The sequence below is a fragment of the Pseudomonas simiae genome (assembly GCF_900111895.1).
Classification (GTDB): domain Bacteria; phylum Pseudomonadota; class Gammaproteobacteria; order Pseudomonadales; family Pseudomonadaceae; genus Aquipseudomonas; species Aquipseudomonas simiae.
In genome coordinates this window covers 208,679-227,949 of the sequence record NZ_FOKB01000002.1, presented here as the reverse complement: position 1 = coordinate 227,949, position 19,271 = coordinate 208,679, and the positions used below count along the sequence as shown (strand labels likewise).

Annotated in this window: 19 protein-coding genes; 9 read left to right on the top strand and 10 right to left on the bottom strand. The window is 60.4% G+C overall.

What is annotated here, in order from left to right; all coding sequences use genetic code 11:
• The first annotated feature begins 1 nt into the window (after window position 1).
• From lptC to BMZ57_RS07010, 8 genes are all read left to right on the top strand, one after another.
• Complete coding sequence (lptC, locus tag BMZ57_RS07045; RefSeq protein WP_010213110.1) at window positions 2-574, top strand: LPS export ABC transporter periplasmic protein LptC; 573 nt, start codon at window positions 2-4, stop codon at window positions 572-574.
• The gene (gene lptA / locus BMZ57_RS07040) at window positions 561-1,094 is read left to right on the top strand and encodes a lipopolysaccharide transport periplasmic protein LptA (RefSeq protein WP_021491882.1); all 534 of its coding nucleotides are present in this window, start codon (window positions 561-563) and stop codon (window positions 1,092-1,094) included. The genes lptC and lptA overlap by 14 nt, the downstream gene beginning before the upstream one ends.
• Window positions 1,094-1,819 (top strand): LPS export ABC transporter ATP-binding protein, encoded by a 726-nt coding sequence (gene lptB / locus BMZ57_RS07035; RefSeq protein ID WP_010213114.1) that lies wholly within the window; start codon window positions 1,094-1,096, stop codon window positions 1,817-1,819. Before lptA ends, lptB begins: the two co-directional genes overlap by 1 nt.
• A 185-nt stretch (window positions 1,820-2,004) precedes the next feature.
• On the top strand, window positions 2,005-3,498 hold the full coding sequence (locus BMZ57_RS07030; protein WP_010213115.1) for an RNA polymerase factor sigma-54: 1,494 nt from the start codon (window positions 2,005-2,007) through the stop codon (window positions 3,496-3,498).
• A 75-nt stretch (window positions 3,499-3,573) separates the two neighbouring features.
• Window positions 3,574-3,879, top strand: coding sequence for a ribosome hibernation-promoting factor, HPF/YfiA family (gene hpf / locus BMZ57_RS07025; protein ID WP_010213116.1), 306 nt, complete (start codon window positions 3,574-3,576; stop codon window positions 3,877-3,879).
• 10 nt (window positions 3,880-3,889) lie between these two features.
• On the top strand, window positions 3,890-4,354 hold the full coding sequence (gene ptsN / locus BMZ57_RS07020) for a PTS IIA-like nitrogen regulatory protein PtsN (protein WP_010213118.1): 465 nt from the start codon (window positions 3,890-3,892) through the stop codon (window positions 4,352-4,354).
• Window positions 4,355-4,356: 2 nt separating this feature from the next.
• Window positions 4,357-5,214 carry an RNase adapter RapZ gene (gene rapZ / locus BMZ57_RS07015; protein WP_010213119.1) on the top strand — a complete coding sequence of 286 codons (858 nt, stop codon included), beginning with the start codon at window positions 4,357-4,359 and terminating at the stop codon, window positions 5,212-5,214.
• Window positions 5,215-5,230: 16 nt separating this feature from the next.
• The gene (locus tag BMZ57_RS07010) at window positions 5,231-5,503 is read left to right on the top strand and encodes an HPr family phosphocarrier protein (RefSeq protein WP_010213120.1); all 273 of its coding nucleotides are present in this window, start codon (window positions 5,231-5,233) and stop codon (window positions 5,501-5,503) included.
• A gap of 88 nt (window positions 5,504-5,591) precedes the next feature.
• Here the strand turns inward: BMZ57_RS07010 and BMZ57_RS07005 are convergent, their stop codons facing one another.
• The 6 genes from BMZ57_RS07005 to pmbA all read right to left on the bottom strand — a co-directional run bounded on the left by BMZ57_RS07005 (window position 5,592) and on the right by pmbA (window position 10,849).
• On the bottom strand, window positions 5,592-6,485 hold the full coding sequence (locus BMZ57_RS07005) for a ZIP family metal transporter (protein ID WP_010213121.1): 894 nt from the start codon (window positions 6,483-6,485) through the stop codon (window positions 5,592-5,594).
• A gap of 33 nt (window positions 6,486-6,518) precedes the next feature.
• Window positions 6,519-7,130, bottom strand: coding sequence for a superoxide dismutase (locus BMZ57_RS07000; protein WP_010213122.1), 612 nt, complete (start codon window positions 7,128-7,130; stop codon window positions 6,519-6,521).
• Between the two features lies 1 nt (window position 7,131).
• Entirely contained in the window at window positions 7,132-7,560 is a 429-nt protein-coding gene (locus BMZ57_RS06995) for a DUF2753 family protein (protein ID WP_021491884.1), read from the bottom strand.
• Between the two features lie 27 nt (window positions 7,561-7,587).
• A complete protein-coding gene (locus BMZ57_RS06990) occupies window positions 7,588-8,964 on the bottom strand; it encodes a class II fumarate hydratase (protein ID WP_045791314.1) in 1,377 nt (458 codons plus the stop codon).
• A complete protein-coding gene (locus BMZ57_RS06985) occupies window positions 8,957-9,352 on the bottom strand; it encodes a hypothetical protein (RefSeq protein ID WP_021491886.1) in 396 nt (131 codons plus the stop codon). The genes BMZ57_RS06990 and BMZ57_RS06985 overlap by 8 nt, the downstream gene beginning before the upstream one ends.
• Window positions 9,353-9,502: 150 nt before the next feature.
• Complete coding sequence (pmbA, locus tag BMZ57_RS06980; protein WP_010213126.1) at window positions 9,503-10,849, bottom strand: metalloprotease PmbA; 1,347 nt, start codon at window positions 10,847-10,849, stop codon at window positions 9,503-9,505.
• A gap of 108 nt (window positions 10,850-10,957) precedes the next feature.
• Here pmbA and yjgA point away from each other — a divergent pair, with 108 nt between their 5' ends.
• Complete coding sequence (gene yjgA, locus BMZ57_RS06975; protein WP_010213128.1) at window positions 10,958-11,479, top strand: ribosome biogenesis factor YjgA; 522 nt, start codon at window positions 10,958-10,960, stop codon at window positions 11,477-11,479.
• A gap of 45 nt (window positions 11,480-11,524) precedes the next feature.
• On the opposite strand, the gene tldD is transcribed toward yjgA, so the two are convergent.
• The 4 genes from tldD to rng form a co-directional block, all read right to left on the bottom strand.
• Entirely contained in the window at window positions 11,525-12,967 is a 1,443-nt protein-coding gene (tldD, locus tag BMZ57_RS06970; RefSeq protein WP_010213129.1) for a metalloprotease TldD, read from the bottom strand.
• 16 nt (window positions 12,968-12,983) lie between these two features.
• Window positions 12,984-13,832 (bottom strand): carbon-nitrogen hydrolase family protein, encoded by an 849-nt coding sequence (locus tag BMZ57_RS06965; RefSeq protein ID WP_010213131.1) that lies wholly within the window; start codon window positions 13,830-13,832, stop codon window positions 12,984-12,986.
• A 48-nt stretch (window positions 13,833-13,880) separates the two neighbouring features.
• Window positions 13,881-17,696 (bottom strand): YhdP family protein, encoded by a 3,816-nt coding sequence (locus tag BMZ57_RS06960; protein ID WP_042571665.1) that lies wholly within the window; start codon window positions 17,694-17,696, stop codon window positions 13,881-13,883.
• A gap of 76 nt (window positions 17,697-17,772) precedes the next feature.
• Entirely contained in the window at window positions 17,773-19,230 is a 1,458-nt protein-coding gene (gene rng / locus BMZ57_RS06955) for a ribonuclease G (RefSeq protein WP_010213134.1), read from the bottom strand.
• Window positions 19,231-19,271 lie beyond the last annotated feature (41 nt).

The following is a 19,271-nucleotide window of genomic DNA, read 5'->3' as shown; positions in this document are numbered from 1 at the left end:
TATGCTGAGCAAAAAGATTCGCAACTTCCTGTTATTCGGGGTTATCGCCGCGCTGCTCCTGGCGGTGGGCTACTGGAATATCAGCCCGGAGCGCTTTCTCGACCAGCCTGTTGCGCAGGCTGACCAAGGCGCTATCGACTATTACGCCACCAATGCCTACAGCGTACAGTTCCTACCTGACGGCAAAGTGCAGTACGAAATGACATCGGACAAAGTCGAACACTTGAAGGCGTCCGAAGTCACCCTGCTGACCAACCCCGACCTGAATCTGTACCGCGGCACCGAATTCCCCTGGCACGTCACCAGCAAGCGTGGCGAGGTCAACCCGGACGGTACCGAGGTTGAATTGATCGACTCGGTACGCGTCGCCCGCACTGACGCGCAGAACCGCGATACCGTGATTACCAGCAGTCGCATGACCGTATTCCCGCAGAAGCAATATGCGCAGACCGAGCAAGACGTTAGAATCGACGGCGCTGGCGGTGTATCGACTGGCAAGGGAATGAAAGCGTATTTGAAAGAAAGCAGGATACACCTGCTATCGAACGTAAGAGGACAGTATGAGGCTCGTTAAAACTCTCCCTATTTTGCTCGGTCTGGGCGCAGCACTGGGAAGCGTGAGCGCCTGGGCTCTGCCGAACGATAGCCAGCAGCCGATCCACATCTCGGCTGACGATGCGCAGCTGGATGACAAGCAAGGTGTCGCCACCTACACCGGTGGCGTGATCATTACCCAGGGTTCGATGAAGATCACCGGTAATACGGTGACCCTGACTCGCACCGCTGCCGGCGACATCGACGTGGTGACTTCCGTGGGCAACCTGGCTTACTTCGAACAGAAGCAGTCGCCTACCGACACCGGCCCGATGAAAGGCTACGGCAAGACCATCCAGTACCACGCCCAGCAGAACCGCATCGTGCTGATCGATCAGGCCAAGGTGCTCAGCCCCGATGGCAACTCCACGGAAGGCGAGAAAATCACCTACGACACCGTGAAACAGATCGCTAACGCCGGTCGTGCCAATGGCAGCAAGGTCACTGCACCACGCCCACGCATCGACATGGTTATCCAGCCGAAGAAGAAGGCCGAGTAATGGCAACCCTGAAAGCCCAGCATCTGGCCAAGGCCTATAAAAGCCGTCAGGTCGTGCGCGACGTCAGCCTGTCGATCGACAGCGGCCAGATCGTCGGCTTGCTCGGCCCCAACGGTGCCGGCAAGACCACCTGCTTCTACATGATCGTCGGCCTGGTCCAGGCGGACCAGGGTCGCGTGCTGATCGACGACCTGGACGTGAGCCACCAGCCGATGCACGGCCGTGCACGCGCCGGTATCGGCTATCTCCCGCAGGAAGCGTCGATCTTCCGCAAACTGTCGGTCGCCGATAACATCATGGCGATCCTCGAGACCCGCAAGGAACTCGACCGTGACGGCCGCCGCAAGGAACTGGAAAGCCTGCTGCAGGAATTCCACATCAACCACATTCGCGACAACCTCGGCATGAGCCTGTCCGGTGGTGAGCGTCGTCGTGTGGAAATCGCCCGCGCCCTGGCCACTGCCCCCAAGTTCATTCTGCTGGACGAACCGTTTGCCGGCGTCGACCCGATCTCGGTCGGCGACATCAAGCAGATCATCCATCACCTCAAGGCCAAGGGCATTGGCGTGCTGATCACTGACCACAACGTCCGTGAGACCCTCGATATCTGCGAAACCGCGTATATCGTCAACGATGGCCAACTGATCGCCGAAGGTGACTCGGCCACCATCCTGGCCAACGATCTGGTCAAGGAAGTGTACCTGGGTCACGAGTTCCGCCTGTAAACACCGTGGTGTCACGGCCGTTTGCCGAGGTGCGCGGGAGTCAATGAAAACCTCCGGATTTTTATTGTTACCGCGCTCTAGGCAAAGCCCCCGACATCAGGCATATAATTTGCTTATGTTTGGCGCTCACGCGCCCTGTCGTGGATGGCGCATTGCGCCGGCGAATAAGGTGTTAAGCCCCTGCCATGAAACCATCGCTAGTCCTGAGAATGGGCCAGCAGCTGACGATGACACCGCAGCTGCAACAGGCCATCCGCCTGCTCCAATTGTCGACCCTGGACCTGCAACAGGAAATCCAGGAGGCCTTGGAGTCCAACCCGATGCTCGAACGCCAGGAAGAAGGCGACGACTTCGATAATGCAGACCCGCTGGCCGATAACATCGAGCAAAAACCCAATTCCGACGTGCAGGAACCCTCCTATCAGGAAACCGCCCCTACGGTGGATAACCTTGAGGAAGGCGATTGGAACGAACGCATCCCCAACGAGCTTCCCGTCGACACGGCCTGGGAAGACGTCTACCAGACCAGCGCCAGCAGCCTGCCCAGCAATGACGATGACGAGTGGGACTTCACCACCCGCACCTCCGTTGGCGAGAGCCTGCAGAGCCATCTGCTCTGGCAACTGAACCTGGCGCCGATGTCGGACACCGATCGCTTGATCGCCGTGACCCTGATCGACTGCATCAACAACCAGGGTTATCTGGACGAGACGCTTGAAGAAATTCTTGAAGCCTTCGACCCGGAACTGGATATCGAGCTGGACGAGATTGAAGCCGTCCTGCACCGCATCCAGCAGTTCGAGCCCGCCGGCATCGGCGCACGCACCCTCAGCGAATGCCTGTTGCTGCAATTGCGCCAACTGCCGGCCAAGACGGCCTGGCTCACCGAGGCCCAGCGCCTGGTCACCGACTACATCGACTTGCTCGGCAGCCGCGACTACAGCCAGTTGATGCGCCGCATGAAGCTCAAGGAAGACGACCTGCGCCAGGTCATCGAGCTGGTACAGAGCCTCAACCCGCGCCCAGGCTCGCAAATCGAGTCGAGCGAAGCCGAATACGTAGTCCCCGACGTCATCGTACGCAAGGACAACGAGCGCTGGCTGGTAGAGCTGAACCAGGAGTCGGTGCCGCGCCTGCGCGTCAACCCGCAATACGCCGGTTTCGTACGTCGCGCCGATACCAGCGCCGACAACACCTTCATGCGCAACCAGTTGCAGGAAGCGCGCTGGTTCATCAAGAGCCTGCAAAGCCGCAACGAAACCCTGATGAAAGTGGCCACTCAGATCGTCGAGCACCAGCGCGGCTTCCTGGAATACGGCGACGAGGCGATGAAACCGCTGGTACTGCATGACATCGCCGAAGCGGTTGGCATGCATGAATCGACGATTTCCCGGGTGACCACCCAGAAATTCATGCATACCCCACGGGGTATTTATGAACTGAAATACTTTTTCTCCAGCCATGTCAGCACCTCCGAAGGCGGTGAATGCTCGTCCACGGCGATTCGCGCGATCATCAAAAAACTGGTTGCTGCGGAAAATCAGAAAAAGCCATTGAGTGACAGTAAGATCGCTGGTTTACTGGAGGCACAAGGCATTCAGGTCGCCCGTCGAACCGTCGCCAAGTACCGCGAATCCCTTGGGATCGCGCCTTCCAGCGAGCGTAAGCGTTTGATGTGACGGGCGGGCCACAGCGTTCCAGTGGCAGGTAGTCCTACCTGCCGCTTTATGCACTGGCAACGAAGGAGAAGCTGTATGCAAGTCAACATCAGTGGACACCATGTAGAAGTCACCCCTCCATTGCGCGAATACGTCGAGCAGAAGCTGAAACGGCTTGAGGGTCATTTCGACAAGATCACCAATGTGCAAGTCATCATGAAGGTCGACAAGCTTCAGCAGAAAATTGAGGCGACTCTCCAGATACCCGGTGGCGAAGTAGTCGCCAATGCCGAGCATGAAGACATGTATGCATCAATCGACTTGCTCACAGACAAGCTTGACCGCCAACTTAAAAAGCATAAGGAAAAGAATCTGAGCCTGCTTCAGGGCACAGGTCGTTAACTCTCCCCCCATGATCCGACTTGAAACCATCCTGACCCCCGGCCGTTCCCTTGTGAACGCGCCGGGCGGCAGCAAGAAGAAAGCCCTTGAGCAAATTGCCAACCTGATCAGCCGCGAAGTGCCTGAACTGGAAATGCAAGATGTCTACGAGGCTCTGATTGCCCGTGAGAAACTCGGTTCCACCGGTTTTGGCAACGGCATCGCCATTCCCCACTGCCGCCTCAAAGGCTGCGAGACCCCAGTCAGCGCCCTGCTTCACCTGGACGCTCCCATCGATTTCGACGCTATCGACGGTGCCCCGGTCGACCTGCTGTTTGTACTGCTGGTCCCGCAGGCTGCCACCGATGCGCACCTGGAACTGCTTCGGCAGATCGCCAGCATGCTCGACCGCAAGGACGTACGCGACAAACTGCGCAGCGCCAAAAGCAACGAGGCGCTTTACCAGGTTGTCCTGGATGAACAGAACGGGCAGTAATCATGCGCTTGATCATCGTCAGCGGCCGCTCCGGCTCGGGTAAAAGCACCGCCCTCAACGTTCTTGAGGACAGCGGTTTCTATTGCATCGACAACCTGCCCGCCGGCCTGCTGCCGGAATTGGCGGAACGCGCGTTGATCCACACCGAACTGGCTCAGCCTCTGGTTGCCGTTTCGATTGATGCACGCAACCTGCCCAGCCACCTTGAGCGATTCCCGCAATTGCTCGAGGAAGTGCGGGCCAAGCATATCCATTGCGATGTGCTCTACCTGGATGCCGACGAAGAGACTCTGCTCAAGCGTTTCTCCGAAACCCGTCGGCGCCACCCCCTCAGCAGCCCTCACCGTTCCCTGGCGGAAGCCATTGAAGACGAAACCAAGCTGCTGGGGCCGATCATTGACCTCGCCGACCTCAAGATCAACACCACCAGCCTCAACCTGTACCAGTTGCGCGACGCCATCAAGCTGCGCCTGCTGAACCAGCCGGAGCCAGGCACCGCCTTTCTGGTCGAGTCGTTTGGGTTCAAGCGTGGCATGCCGGTGGACGCCGACCTGGTGTTCGACGTGCGCTGCCTGCCCAACCCCTACTGGAAGCCGGAGCTGCGTGAGCAATCCGGGCTGGACCAGGCCGTGGCCGATTACCTGGCCGCGCAACCGGATGTGGAGGAAATGTTCCAGGACATTTCCAGTTACCTGCTCAAATGGCTGCCGCGTTTTGCCGCCAGCAATCGCGCCTATGTCACCATTGCCATCGGCTGCACCGGCGGGCACCACCGCTCCGTCTACCTGACCGAGCGCCTGGGCCAGGTGTTGCAACAAACCCTCAAGAATGTCCAGGTCCGCCACCGCGACCTTAGCTGAAAGGAACACCTTCGCGATGCCCGCTCTGGAAATTGAAATCATCAACAAACTGGGCCTGCACGCCCGTGCCTCGGCCAAATTTGTCGGTGTCGCCGGGCAGTTTCCCTGCCAGATCCGCGCCGGTCGTACGCCGGAATCCATGGTCGATGGCAAAAGCATCATGGCCATGATGATGCTGGCTGCCGGCAAGGGCACCAAGATTCACTTGAAGACAGAGGGCGAGCAGGAAGACGAAGCGATGGCCGCACTGGTGGCACTGATCAATAACTACTTCGACGAAGGCGAATAACCCTCCTGTAGAAGTCTGGCTGACCGGCGATAGCATCCACGACTCGCGACTGATCGCCGGCGAGCCGGCGCCTACAAGGGAGCGGGTATTATCCCAAAGCCGTGTCCATCACCATCATCAAGCAAAATCCGATGCACAACCCAAGGCTGGCGAGCTTTTCATGACCATTGCGTCGCGACTCGGGGATGACCTCGTGAGTCACCACCAGCAGCATCGCGCCAGCGGCAAGCGCCAAACCCAGTGGCAACACTACTTCGGCAAGGCTGACCAACCAGGCACAAAGCACCGCAAACACCGGCTCCACCAGACCTGACGCCGCACCGATCAAGAACGCCTTGCCCCGCGACATCCCCGCCCCGGCCAACACCAACGCAATCACCAGCCCTTCCGGCACGTCCTGCAAGGCGATGCCCATGGCCAGGCTGTCAGCATCCGGCATGCCGCCGCCCGCCGAGACACCCACAGCCATGCCTTCCGGGATATTGTGGGCAATGATGGCAAACACAAACAGCCAGATACGCGGCGGGATCACCGGTTTGTCCGGCGTGCCCACCAGCATTTCCGGGCTGGCGCCGGAGACTTTGCGGTCAACCAGATACAGCCCGAAGGCGCCCAACATAATGCCAAAACTGATCAATCCACTGGCCCCCCAGGGCGAGAGCCCCAGGCCTTCAGCCGCAGCGATGCCCGGCACGATCAGCGAAAACGCGGTCGCCGCCAACATCACCCCAGCCCCAAAGCCCAGCAGCGTATCGCTCAATGCCACCGGCATGCGCCGGATAACCAGCACCGGCACCGCGCCGAGCGCCGTCCCGAGCGCACAGATGGATCCGCCCTGCAGGGCGCGCAGAATGCGCGGCTCCAGGTTCAGCCACGCCAGCCCGTGGGCCACCAGCAATGCAGTACCTGCCAATAGCAGCAGCGAGCCAAACGCATAACGAAACATTCGCCCGCTGCTGATCGCCAGTGTTTCAGTGCCCATAGTCGGCCTTAGATCTTGTTATGAAGGTGAATGTCAGGCCACGGCGGCCTGATAGCGTGCGGCGACTTCTGGCCAGTTGATAACACTGTAGAAGGCATTGATGTATTCCGGGCGGCGGTTCTGGTACAGCAAATAGTAGGCGTGTTCCCAGACGTCTAGACCTAGGATCGGCGTGTTGCCGCTCATCAGCGGACTGTCTTGGTTACCGCTGCTTTCCACCACCAGGGTCTTTTGTGGATTGACGCTCAGCCAGGCCCAGCCGCTGCCAAAACGGGTCAGCGCAGCCTTGGTGAAAGCCTCCTTGAAGCTGTCGAAACCGCCCAACTGCTCCTCGATGGCTTTTCCCAATGCGCCGTCGGGTTTACCGCCACCTTTGGGCGACATCACTGCCCAGAACAGCGAGTGGTTGGCATGGCCGCCGCCCTGATTGATCACGGCTGCGCGCAGCTTTTCCGGCAGTTGCTGCACGCTGGAGACCAGCTTCTCCACCGGCCAGCCGGCGAACTCGGTGCCGTCGACGGCAGCGTTGAGGTTGTTGATGTAGGTCTGATGGTGCTTGGTGTAGTGGATCTCCATGGTTTGCGCATCGATATGCGGTTCCAGGGCGTCGTAGGCGTAAGGCAATGCAGGCAAGGTATAAGTCATATCAATGTGCTCCGTATTGAGGAGGGGTGGGTTGCGCCGCTGCGCCACCCAACAGGCGATGAGTGCGAGGGTACTCGCCGTGATCGCTGATGAAATTCAAGAGCTCGACGTAGGTCTTGCTGCTCTGGCGCAGCGCCGCTTCCCGCAATTGCGGGTTCAGCCGCGGATCCTGCAGGGTCTGCAGCAGGCGCTGGTGGATGGCGCAAAGGTATTCCGCGCTTTCCTCCGGCTGATTCAGGCGCAGGTGCAGGTCCGCCAGGTTGTGATGGGAAATGACGCAAGCCGCCACTGCTTCGTCGGCGTCCGCCCAGCGTTCGAACAACACTTGGGCCAAGGCGAGGGCTTGCAAATAGGCCTCGCGAGCGTCCACCAACTCGCCTGCCATAAAGCAGCGATTGGCCCGTTCGATCGTGCGTTTCCAGTGCTCCATGGTGAGCCTCCAAAGCAGGGTCGGTGATTACACGCCGCCGGCCGTGAGTTTTTCCGGATCCAGCAGAACTTCCAGTTGGCTGCGCGGTAAGTCGGTGTGTTCAAGGGCGACGTCAATCACCGGACGGCCTTGCTGATAGGCCTTCTTGGCAATTTCAGCGGCCTTTTGGTAACCGATGATCGGGTTGAGCGCGGTCACCAGGATCGGGTTGCGCGACAGCGCTTCCTTGAGCTTGGCTTCGTTGACCTTGAAACTGGCGATGGCTTTATCGGCCAGCAAACGGCTGGCATTGGCCAGCAATTCGAGGCTGCTGAGCAGGTTCTGCGCGATGATCGGCAGCATCACGTTCAACTCGAAGTTGCCGGACTGGCCTGCGACGGTGATCACCGCGTCATTACCGATAACCTGGGCGGCAACCATCGCCGTCGCTTCCGGGATCACCGGATTGACCTTGCCAGGCATGATCGACGAGCCAGGCTGCAGGCCTTCCAGTTCGATTTCACCCAGGCCCGCGAGCGGACCGGAGTTCATCCAGCGCAGGTCGTTAGCGATTTTCATCAGCGACACGGCAATGGCTTTTAACTGGCCGGAGACCGCGACGGCGGTGTCCTGGGAGCCAATCAGCGCGAACAGGTTCTTGCCGGGCGTGAATTTCACGCCGGTCAGGCTGCTCAGTTGCTGACTGAAACGCACAGCGAATTCCGGGTGTGCGTTGATCCCGGTGCCAACCGCCGTACCGCCTTGGGCCAGCGCTTGCAGGCTCGGCAATAGATCCTGCAAGTGGCCGATATTGGCCTTGAGCTGCTGCGACCAACCGTTGAGCACCTGGCTCATGCGCACAGGCATGGCATCCATCAGGTGCGTTCGGCCGGTTTTGATGAACGGGTGAACCTCCTCGGCTTTCTGTTCAATGACTTGCACCAAATGCAGCAGGGCCGGCAGCGTTTGCTCATGCAGGACCAGTGCGGCACTGACATGGATGGTGGTCGGAATGATGTCGTTGCTGCTTTGGCCGCAGTTCACGTGGTCGTTGGGGTTGACCGATTCGCCGAGCAACCGGGTAGCGAGGGTGGCAATCACTTCATTGGCGTTCATGTTGGAGCTAGTGCCGGAGCCCGTCTGGAAGACATCCACCGGGAAGTGACGCATGAAGTCGCCTTCCAGCAAGCCTTGGGCGGCGTCGACGATGGCCTTGCCCTGGCCTTCGCTGATTTGCTTGAGGTCGACGTTGACCTTGGCGGCGGCGGTCTTGGCCAGGATCAGGGCGCGGATGAATTGCGCCGGCATGCGTTGATGACTGATCGGGAAGTTGTTCACCGCGCGCTGGGTTTGCGCGCCATACAAGGCCTCGGCCGGCACTTGCAGTTCGCCCATGCTGTCGCGTTCGATACGGGTGTTACTCATCGGAAGATCCTTGCACCAGGTCAGAAACAGAAATCGAGGGCAGCAGCTCGCAGGTCGCCAATCGCCACGCAAAGGACTGCCAGCGCTTGAGGCGGCATGCGCAGTGGGAGAGTTTTTCCAGGTCGCGCAGGGGGCGCCAGGCTTGATCCAGGCACAGAGAGCGCCAATGCCAGGGCAGTGCGATGTCGCTGGCGGTATCGAGCAGCAGGTGGAATGAAGTTTCTGCGATCGTCCACGGATGGGTCGCCGTGCAGCACGCCAGGTATCGCCCCTCATTGAGGTAATGTTCGATCAGGCGCGGTTCGTTGGGGTCGAGGCCGCAGCGAATCTGGCGACTCATCCAGCGCCAGCTCTCCAGGTAAGGATCCTCATGCAGGACAGAACTCATGATCCACACTCATTCGGTAATGATATTTATTATTAAATGATATTGAGAATCAAAACAAGTACAACAAACTAGCCACCTGCAATGCACGCACAAAAAAAGGCGCGCCGTCTTGAGGAGGGCGCGCCTTTATTGGGTGAAGCGTCGGAAGGATCAGCTGCCAGCGACAGTCATCCGCTCGATCAACACCGAACCTGTGCGAATGTTGCTGCGCAGTTCCAGATCATTACCCACAGCAACGATCTGCTTGAACATGTCGCGCATATTGCCGGCGATGGTCACCTCCTGGACGGCAAACTGAATTTCGCCATTTTCCACCCAGAAACCCGCCGCCCCGCGGGAGTAATCACCGGTGACCATGTTCAGGCCATGGCCCATCAACTCAGTCACCAGCAGGCCACGCCCCATTCGCCGCAGCAGCGCCGCCTGGTCTTCATCGCCGTGGGTGACGAACAGGTTATGCACGCCGCCGGAGTTGGCGGTGCTGGGCAGGCCCAGCTTGCGACCGGCGTATGTGCCCAGCACGTAAGACACCAACTCGCCCTTCTCGACGAACGGCTTGGCATAAGTCGCCAGGCCATCACCGTCGAACGACGTACTGCCCATGGCGCGCATCAAGTGCGGACGTTCATCGATGGTCAGCCACTCCGGGAACAGTTTCTGGCCAATCGAGCCTTCCAGGAACGAGGATTTGCGGTACAAGTTGCCACCGGAAATCGCCCCCAGGAAGCTGCCAAACAACCCACCGGCCAGTTCCGCCGAGAACAGCACCGGCACTTCACAGGTCGGCACCGGGCGCGCACCCAGACGGCTCGCCGCACGCTGCGCGGCGCGCTGACCAATGCTGACCGCGTCCGCCAGCAACTCGCCCTGACGGTTCACGTCATACCAGTAATCACGCTGCATCTGGCCATCGGCTTCGGCGATCATCACGCAGCTCAAGCTATGACGGGTGGATGCATAACCACCGATAAAGCCATGGCTGTTGCCATACACGCGGCACCCCTGGTGCGTGCTCAACGTGGTGCCATCCGCATTCTTGATGCGGGGATCGGCGTCGAACGCGGCCGCTTCGCAGATCAGCGCCTTTTCAATGGCCTGTTCGGGTGTGATATCCCAGGCGTGAAACAGATCGAAATCCTGCAGGTCCTTGGCCATCAGCGCTTTATCGGCCAGGCCAGAGCTTTCATCCTCGGAGGTGTGCTTGGCGATTGCCAACGCTGCGGCCACCGTCTCGCGGATCGCGTCCGGACCGCTGGCCGAGGTGCTGGCCGAACCTTTGCGCTGCCCCATGTACAGCGTGATGCCGAAACCCTGGTCGCGGTTGAACTCAACAGTCTCCACTTCCCGCTGACGGACCGACGTCGACAGCCCCTGCTCCAGCGACACCGCCACTTCACAGGCACTGGCCCCCTGGCGCTTGGCCTCGGCAAGGATCTGCTCGACTTGTTCCTGCAGTGCCGGTAACGCTTGCGGACCGACGCTTTGGGCTGCACTCATGGTTATCTCCACTCAAATTCTGCTTTCGGTTAAGGCCATCGAGCGACCGGGCCGGACAAGCGGCCCCCGACTGGTTATCATGGCGGCGTTTCTTTGCGGACTGCCACCATGGTTGATTCTTACGACGACTCCCTCGATGGGGAGAAAAGCAAAACCCAGGTCAAACGTGAGCTGCATGCTCTGGTCGACCTCGGCGAGCGCCTTACAACGCTCAAAAAAGACTTGATTGCAAAACTGCCACTGACCGACGAAATGCGTCGTGCCCTGGCCGATGCGCCCAAGCACACCGCGAATATCGCGCGTAAACGGCACATCTCGTTTATCGGCAAGCTCATGCGCGATCAGGACATCGACGCCATTTTGACTTTGCTCGATCAAACCGATGCCTCGACTCGCCAGTACAACGAACGCTTCCATAACCTGGAACGCTGGCGTGACCGCCTGATCTCGGGCGATGACGCGGTGCTGGAGAAATTCGTGATGGACTACCCGGATGCGGACCGCCAGCAACTGCGCTCCCTGATCCGTCAGGCCCAGCACGAACTGGCGCATAACAAGGCGCCCGCCACCAGCCGTAAAATCTTCAAGTACATCCGTGAGCTGGACGAGACTCAACGCGGCCTGCGTTGATCCTCTTCCCCGGGTGGCGTTCTGCGCCACCCGAAGCTCCACCCCTTACGACCCCGTGCCACCCACGGTGATCGCATCAATCTTCAGCGTTGGCTGGCCGACACCCACCGGCACCGACTGCCCATCCTTCCCGCAGGTACCCACGCCGCTGTCCAGCGACAGGTCGTTACCGACCATCGACACCTTGCTCATCGCTTCAGGACCGTTACCAATCAACGTTGCGCCTTTGACCGGCGCGGTGATCTTGCCGTCTTCGATCAGGTACGCCTCGCTGGTGGAGAACACGAACTTGCCGCTGGTGATGTCCACCTGACCGCCGCCGAGGTTGGCGCAGTAGATGCCGCGTTTCACCGAAGCAATGATTTCCGCCGGATCGCTTTCGCCACCGAGCATGTAGGTGTTGGTCATCCGCGGCATCGGCAGGTGCGCGTAGGATTCACGCCGACCGTTACCGGTGCGCGCCACGCCCATCAGGCGGGCGTTAAGCTTGTCTTGCATGTAGCCCTTGAGCACGCCGTTTTCGATCAGGGTGGTGCATTCGGTTGGCGTGCCTTCGTCGTCGACGCTCAGCGAGCCACGGCGCCCGGCCAGGGTGCCATCATCGACGATGGTGCAGAGCTTGGACGCAACCATCTCGCCCATGCGCCCGCTATAGGCCGAACTGCCCTTGCGGTTGAAGTCACCTTCCAGGCCATGGCCGACCGCTTCGTGCAGCAGCACGCCGGACCAGCCCGAACCCAACACCACCGGCAATGTACCAGCCGGCGCCGGGATGGCTTCCAGATTGACCAGCGCCTGGCGCAACGCTTCACGGGCATACCCCATGGCACGGTCGTCGGTGAGGAAATAACGGTAGTCCGTACGCCCGCCGCCGCCATGGCCACCGCGTTCGCGGCGACCGTTCTGTTCGACGATCACACTGACGTTGAAGCGCACCAGCGGCCGCACATCCGCCGCCAGGCCGCCGTCGGTGGACGCCACCAGAATGCGCTCCCACACACCGGCCATGCTCACGGTGACTTGCTGGATACGCGGGTCGAGGGCGCGGGTTGCAGCGTCGATACGCTTGAGCAGCTCGACCTTTTCCGCACGACTGATCACTTCCAGGGGGTTATCCGGCGCGTACAACTGCGCCACGTCCTGGGTGCTGAACGCCTGCACCGTGCCATTTTGGCCCGCACGGGAGATCGAGCGCGCGGCACGCGCGGCCAGGCCCAAGGCTTCCAGGGTGATCGCGTTGCTGTAGGCAAAACCGGTTTTCTCACCGGACTGCGCACGCACACCCACACCCTGATCGAGGTTGAAACTGCCTTCCTTGACGATGCCGTCTTCCAGAGCCCAGGACTCGGAAATCTGCCCCTGGAAATACAGGTCGGCCGCGTCGATGCCCGGCCCGGCCAGATCGCCAAGCACGGTTTGCAAGCTTTCGATGGTCACGCCACCGGGGGCCAGGAGGTGATCACTGACTGAGGACAACAACTCGCTCATAGGTATGGCCTTAAATTCATCGTTCCGAAGCAGGTCGCTGTGCGCCCTGCGAGAAAAAGCGCCGATGGTTGACCACCGGCATGCGCGCCCGTATCGACGCCTGTTCACTGCTATCGCGTTCGGCCAGCAACACCGCTTCGCCTTTATCCTGTTGTGCCAGCACACGGCCCCAAGGGTCGACAATCGCCGCGTGGCCATAGGTTTCCCGTGGCCCCGGATGCACCCCGCCTTGAGCCGCCGCCAGCAGGTAACACTGGGTCTCGATGGCACGTGCACGGATCAGCACATCCCAGTGCGCGGCGCCGGTCACCGCCGTAAACGCTGAAGGCGCGGTGATCAATTCAGCCCCCGCCGCGCGCAGCTCACTGTACAGCTCGGGGAAGCGCAGGTCATAACACACCGTCAGGCCCAACCGGCCGACGGGCGTGTCCGCCACCACCACATGATCTCCGAAAGCATAGTCGTCGGATTCGCGATAGCGACCGCGAGCATCGGCGACATCCACATCGAACAGGTGCAGCTTGTCGTAACGGGCAACGATTTCGCCCTGATCATCGACCAGCAGCGAGCAGGCATTGGACTTGGCGTTCGGCCGATCCTTGGGCGGCAGCGGCAAAGTACCGGCCACTATCCATAAGGTGAGGTCGCGGGCAGTCTGTTTCAACCACGGCAGGATCGGGCCTTCGCCCAGCGCTTCGGCGCGACCGATGTCGGCCACGTCGCGGCGGCCCATGGCGGCGAAGTTTTCCGGTAATACCGCCAGCTTCGCGCCACCCGCCGCGGCGTGTTCCAGCAGACGCCGGGCCTGGGCCAGATTGGCCAGCACATCGCTCTGGCTGACCATTTGAATTACCGCAAAGGACATGGACCGACCCTCCGTAATGGATAGGCCGCCATGCTACTCCACAGGCTCTCAGTTTGGCTTTTCAAATGGCTTATCGAAGGTGATTTTCGGGTCCTTCCACGGGCCTTCGACCTTGTATTGCACGCTGGCGAAGCGCGCAACACGGTCACCGATCAGTTTGTCGATCAGGAACAACGCGCCACCAATGGCGGGCGCGCCCACGATCAGCGCGGCGATCGGCAGGTTATTGGTCACTGGCAGGGTGACCAGCAGCTTGGCGTCGACACGGTCTGCGACCAGGTCCAGGGTGCCGTTGAGCTCCAGGTTAGTGGAAGGCCCGGTCATGGTGATCGGCTCCCGGGTCACGAACACGCCATTACTGGCCGCCAACAAGCCTTTGACCCGGTCATAGCTCAAACCCTTGCCGAGCAAGTCCGAGAAGTCCAGCCGCAGACGGCGTCCAATGGAGTTGAAGTTCAGCAGGCCAAACACCCGCAGCGCCTGGGCGCCGCCTTCCACTTCTACGAACTGGCCGTTGCGGAACGATGCATCCAGACTACCGGAGAAACGCTTGGGCCCGACGTAGGCTGGCGAGCCGGGCCAGCGACCGTCCACATCCAGATGGAAATCCTGACTAGTGACAGTGGGCGCATAACCCCAACCCTTGAGCACATCACCGATATTCTTGCCATCCAGGCGGCCTTTGTACCAACTGCTGCTGTCGCCCGCCGTCCCTTCCCAACCACCGGCGCCCTTGAGCTGCATGCCCTTGAGGCCAAGGTCCAGGTTATTGAAGGCCATGCCTTTGGCCGTCGGGCGGATTTTCAGCGACCAGGTGCCTATCAGGTCCGGGCCCTGGAACAGCTGGTCGATGGCGATATCCAATGCAGGGATATTTTTTGGATCGACATCGGCCAAGGGGTCTGGCGCGTTTTCGTCAGCCTGCACCGTCGGGTCCACTGCCGGCAGCTTCACATACTGCAGGTTGATCGCAATCGGCGCGCCTTTGGCGTCCGGCAGGTTGACCGTGCCCTTGGCTTGCTGACTGTCGAGCTGCAGGCCCCAGGCCGCAGGCTTGCGGTCCAGTTGCAGATTGACCTGATCAAACTGAGTGCCAAAGCCGGTCAGCTTGCCTACCTTGAAGTCGGCGCCACTGAGCAACTGCTTCGCGCTACCGCCCGGATCATTGCCCGCGTAGCGGTCTACCAGTTTCTTCCACGGGTCGATATCGAGTTCAGACAGCACGCCGCGAATACGCAAACCCTTGGCCCCTGGCAACACTGCATCGCCATCGCCGAGGAAAAGTTCGCCACGCCCGTCGTTGAATTTGTCCGGCGGCGCGGCAAACGTGAAGTTGGCCAGTTCGCCGTAGTCAAACCAATAACGACGCTCGGCGCCCTGCAAGGTCATGCGGAACACACTGTCACGTCCTTGGCTGGCGGGCATGCCGAACGGTGCCGGCAGGTCCACGGCAACGCCCTTCAGATTGGAGCTGACCATCAATTGGCTATCGGCGCCATCCAGGGTCAGTTGCAGTTGGTAAGGCACATCGCCGGACACTGGCAACGGTTGGCTGATATTCAACCAGTCCGTCAGCCGCTTGACCGTCACTTGGCCTTTGGCAGTCACACGCGTGCTGATATTCCCCGGCTTGCCATCGGCAACAATCTGCGCAGTGATCGGCCGGTCGAACGCCTGGGCCGTGATGTTCTGGCCACTGAGGCCCTTGGCGCTGTCGAAACGGAAATCGCCCTTGAGCTGGGTCAAGTCCAGGGTCGGCTCTGCCAATTGCAGGCGCGATTTATCCGTCTTGAAGTCCACCACGATCTTCGGCTCGGTGCCTTTCGCCAGTGGTATATCCAGGTCAAGGCTGCCTTGCAGGTCACCGTCACCTTTCCAGCCGGCAAAGGTCGAAGCGGTGCCGATCGGCGCTTCCTGGAGGATTTTCAAACCATCGCCCAAGCCACCGGCAAACCCACCCGTCAACAACAGATGACTGTCCTTGCCCTCCGGGGCGTGGGGAATATTGACGTAGACGTCCTTGACCTTGGTGTCGAGCAACTGGCCCTTGCTGGCGAGGATGCGTACGCCGCTCTCCTCGACAAACACTTCGCCGCTGACCTTGCTCACATGAGGCCAGCCTGGCTGAAACGCCAATTCGGCGTCATGCACCTTGAAGAACAGGCTGATATTACGCGACGCCGGTAGCGCGTCGTGGTTCAGCGACCCCTGATACTGGAAGAAGCCCTGGTCCACTGCGCCCTTGAGAATCGCGGTGCGCAGCCACTCATCCAGCGCCGGGCTCAACACCGCAGGCAGGTACTTGGGGGTGAATCGCCCATCACCATCGACCATGCCGACCCGCAGGTCCATGTAGTCTTCCTGGCTGTGGTCGAAATGCAGGCGAATCAGGAAATCGGCAGCGACGTTGCCCTCCTCACCCAGCACCTTGATGTATGGGGCAATCAGGGTGAAGCCTTCCTTGTCGAGCTTCCACGTCAGACGTGCATTGGCCTGGATGTACTGCCACGGCTTGGCAAAGATCGGATCGAGGTGCAGGGAAAAGTCCTTGCTGTCCATGCGTAACTCGCCATGGCCCAGATCGCCGCTGATGCTGCCGGATACGTTACGCGCGGCGGGCGCCCCCATGTAGGCATCAAACCCGATGCGTTCGAGGTTGGCGGCGAAGCTGACTTTTTGATCGGTCGTATCTTCAGGGCGAAAGTCCACCAGCACGTTACGTAGCAGGCCTGTGGCCTTAAGGTGCTGGATAGTCTTGGCAAAACCTTCCGGCAGCGGCGCCAGGGCATTGAGCAGCGGCGTGATCGGGGTCAGGTCCAGGCGGTCGGCCTGGAGCTTCCAGGCTTCCAGGTCCTTGTCGGTGGCCAGGCGCTGTTGCAGTTGCAGGCGCGATTCCCAGCGGGTGTCCCCCAGGTTCATCGCCAGTGAGTCGAACAGGACCTTGAGACCGGTTTCGCTGCGTTGCAGGTAAGCGGTGAGCGCCAGATTCTCGATATGCACAGGTTTGCGGTCGGCGTAGCTGCCCTTCACCTGCGGCGAATTGAGGCGCACCACCGCGCTCTGCACGGTGCCTTGGGCCCAGGTCAGCCAGAATTCACCACCGGCCTTGAATTGGGTGAGCTTCCACTGCTGGGTCAGTTTGGCCGGAATCCACTTGGCCCAGTCGCTTTGCGGCAGGCTCAGGTAGGCCTGGACTTCACCGTCCTTCCATTGACTGGCGCGAATACGCGTGCGCAGGCTCACCGCCAATGGCTGGCCGTCGGGCAAGGTCAGGCGTGCATCCAGGCGTTGGCGGGTGACGCCAGTGTGCAGGCTCAGGCCGACATACGTCAGGGTCACCGGCGCCTGGTCAAATGGCTGCAAGGTCACCTGGCTGTCGAGCAACGACACGCGCTCGACCTTTTGCATGTTCTTGAGCAGCTGCTCAGGGTCCACGGGCTGATCGTCCTGCACCGGCAGACCTTGCAGCGCCCACTTGCCATCCTTGTCTTCCTTGGCACTGAGCTGCAGACCGCCGACCTGCAGGTGGGCAATGCGCACCTCGCGGGCCATCAGGCTGGCCCACATATCCGGCACCACTTCGACCTGATCCAGACGCAAGGCACTGCTGCCCTCGCCCAGCATCACATCGTGGGCCCGCAATACCGGTGCGAACCCGCTCCAGCGGCCTTCAACGCTGCCAATGTGCAGCGGCATGTCCACCGCGGCCTGGGCCTTGGCTTCGATCTCCGCACGGTACTCGGCCACCAGCGGCGTCAATTCACGCCCCAGGCTCACATACACCGCCGCCAATACCAGCAACAAGGCACAGAGGCCCAGGCTCCAACGGGTCAAAGCGGCAAAAAAGCGTATCAGACGCTCCATGTCAGGCGACCCTCAAGGCAGTAGTCGGACGGCAGATCAAGGCCTGCCTGTCTCATAAAAGGTAAGCGAATGGGGATCAGAGCAGCACCACGTCGTATTGTTCCTGGGAATACATGGTTTCGACCTGGAAGCGTATCGTGCGCCCGATAAACCCTTCCAGCTCAGCAACGTTACCGGACTCTTCATCCAGCAACCGGTCGACCACTTTCTGGTTGGCGAGCACTCTGTAACCTTCGGCCTGGTAGGCTCGCGCTTCTCGCAGGATTTCGCGGAAAATCTCGTAGCAAACGGTTTCCGGCGTCTTCAATTTACCGCGCCCCTGGCAACTGCTGCACGGCTCGCACAATACCTGCTCCAGGCTTTCGCGGGTGCGCTTGCGCGTCATCTGCACCAGGCCCAGCTCGGTGATGCCGATAATGTTGGTCTTGGCGTGATCGCGCTCCAGCTGTTTCTCCAGGGTACGCAGTACTTGGCGCTGGTGCTCTTCATCTTCCATGTCGATGAAGTCGATGATGATGATGCCGCCGAGGTTGCGCAGGCGCAGTTGGCGCGCGATCGCGGTGGCGGCTTCGAGGTTGGTCTTGAAGATGGTTTCTTCGAGGTTGCGATGGCCCACGAACGCGCCGGTGTTGACGTCGATAGTGGTCATGGCTTCCGCCGGGTCCACCACCAGGTAGCCTCCGGACTTGAGTGGCACCTTGCGTTCCAGGGCTTTCTGGATTTCGTCTTCGACGCCATACAGGTCGAAGATCGGTCGCTCGCCGGGGTAGTGTTCCAGGCGGTCGGCAATTTCCGGCATCAGCTCGGCCACAAATTGCGTGGTGCGCTGGAATGTTTCCCGCGAGTCGATGCGAATTTTCTCAATCTTCGGGCTGACCAGGTCGCGCAACGTACGCAGGGCCAGGCCGAGGTCTTCGTAGATCACACTGGGTGCGCCGATGGTCTTGATCTGTGCGCCGATCTGGTCCCATAGCCGCCGTAGATAACGGATATCCATGAGGATCTCATCGGCACCCGCACCTTCAGCGGCAGTGCGCAGGATGAAGCCGCCCGCTTCCTTGATGCCTTCGGCAGCCACGCAGTCGCTGACCACCTTTTTGAGACGCTCGCGCTCGGCTTCGTCTTCGATCTTCAGGGAAATACCGACATGCGCGGTGCGCGGCATGTACACCAGGTAACGCGACGGAATCGACAGCTGAGTGGTCAGGCGCGCGCCTTTGGAACCGATGGGGTCCTTGGTGACTTGCACCACCAGGCTCTGCCCTTCGTGCACCAAGGCGCTGATGCTTTCTACCGCCGGCCCTTCGCGCAGGGAAATTTCCGAAGCATGGATAAACGCGGCTCGGTCCAGGCCGATGTCGACGAACGCCGCCTGCATTCCCGGCAATACCCGCACGACTTTGCCTTTGTAGATATTGCCGACGATCCCGCGTTTCTGGGTGCGCTCAACGTGCACTTCTTGCAGAACACCGTTCTCTACCACCGCCACGCGCGATTCCATCGGCGTGATATTGATCAGAATCTCTTCACTCATGGCTGGGTCTCGTTCAGGCGTTTTCACAATAGTGACCGGTC

Coding starts and splice junctions, on each gene's coding strand:
- lptC (WP_010213110.1), top strand. CDS start 2: ATGCTGAGCAAAAAGATTCGCAACTTCCTGTTATTCGGGGTTATCGCC.
- lptA (WP_021491882.1), top strand. CDS start 561: ATGAGGCTCGTTAAAACTCTCCCTATTTTGCTCGGTCTGGGCGCAGCA.
- lptB (WP_010213114.1), top strand. CDS start 1,094: ATGGCAACCCTGAAAGCCCAGCATCTGGCCAAGGCCTATAAAAGCCGT.
- BMZ57_RS07030 (WP_010213115.1), top strand. CDS start 2,005: ATGAAACCATCGCTAGTCCTGAGAATGGGCCAGCAGCTGACGATGACA.
- hpf (WP_010213116.1), top strand. CDS start 3,574: ATGCAAGTCAACATCAGTGGACACCATGTAGAAGTCACCCCTCCATTG.
- ptsN (WP_010213118.1), top strand. CDS start 3,890: ATGATCCGACTTGAAACCATCCTGACCCCCGGCCGTTCCCTTGTGAAC.
- rapZ (WP_010213119.1), top strand. CDS start 4,357: ATGCGCTTGATCATCGTCAGCGGCCGCTCCGGCTCGGGTAAAAGCACC.
- BMZ57_RS07010 (WP_010213120.1), top strand. CDS start 5,231: ATGCCCGCTCTGGAAATTGAAATCATCAACAAACTGGGCCTGCACGCC.
- BMZ57_RS07005 (WP_010213121.1), bottom strand. CDS start 6,485: ATGGGCACTGAAACACTGGCGATCAGCAGCGGGCGAATGTTTCGTTAT.
- BMZ57_RS07000 (WP_010213122.1), bottom strand. CDS start 7,130: ATGACTTATACCTTGCCTGCATTGCCTTACGCCTACGACGCCCTGGAA.
- BMZ57_RS06995 (WP_021491884.1), bottom strand. CDS start 7,560: ATGGAGCACTGGAAACGCACGATCGAACGGGCCAATCGCTGCTTTATG.
- BMZ57_RS06990 (WP_045791314.1), bottom strand. CDS start 8,964: ATGAGTAACACCCGTATCGAACGCGACAGCATGGGCGAACTGCAAGTG.
- BMZ57_RS06985 (WP_021491886.1), bottom strand. CDS start 9,352: ATGAGTTCTGTCCTGCATGAGGATCCTTACCTGGAGAGCTGGCGCTGG.
- pmbA (WP_010213126.1), bottom strand. CDS start 10,849: ATGAGTGCAGCCCAAAGCGTCGGTCCGCAAGCGTTACCGGCACTGCAG.
- yjgA (WP_010213128.1), top strand. CDS start 10,958: ATGGTTGATTCTTACGACGACTCCCTCGATGGGGAGAAAAGCAAAACC.
- tldD (WP_010213129.1), bottom strand. CDS start 12,967: ATGAGCGAGTTGTTGTCCTCAGTCAGTGATCACCTCCTGGCCCCCGGT.
- BMZ57_RS06965 (WP_010213131.1), bottom strand. CDS start 13,832: ATGTCCTTTGCGGTAATTCAAATGGTCAGCCAGAGCGATGTGCTGGCC.
- BMZ57_RS06960 (WP_042571665.1), bottom strand. CDS start 17,696: ATGGAGCGTCTGATACGCTTTTTTGCCGCTTTGACCCGTTGGAGCCTG.
- rng (WP_010213134.1), bottom strand. CDS start 19,230: ATGAGTGAAGAGATTCTGATCAATATCACGCCGATGGAATCGCGCGTG.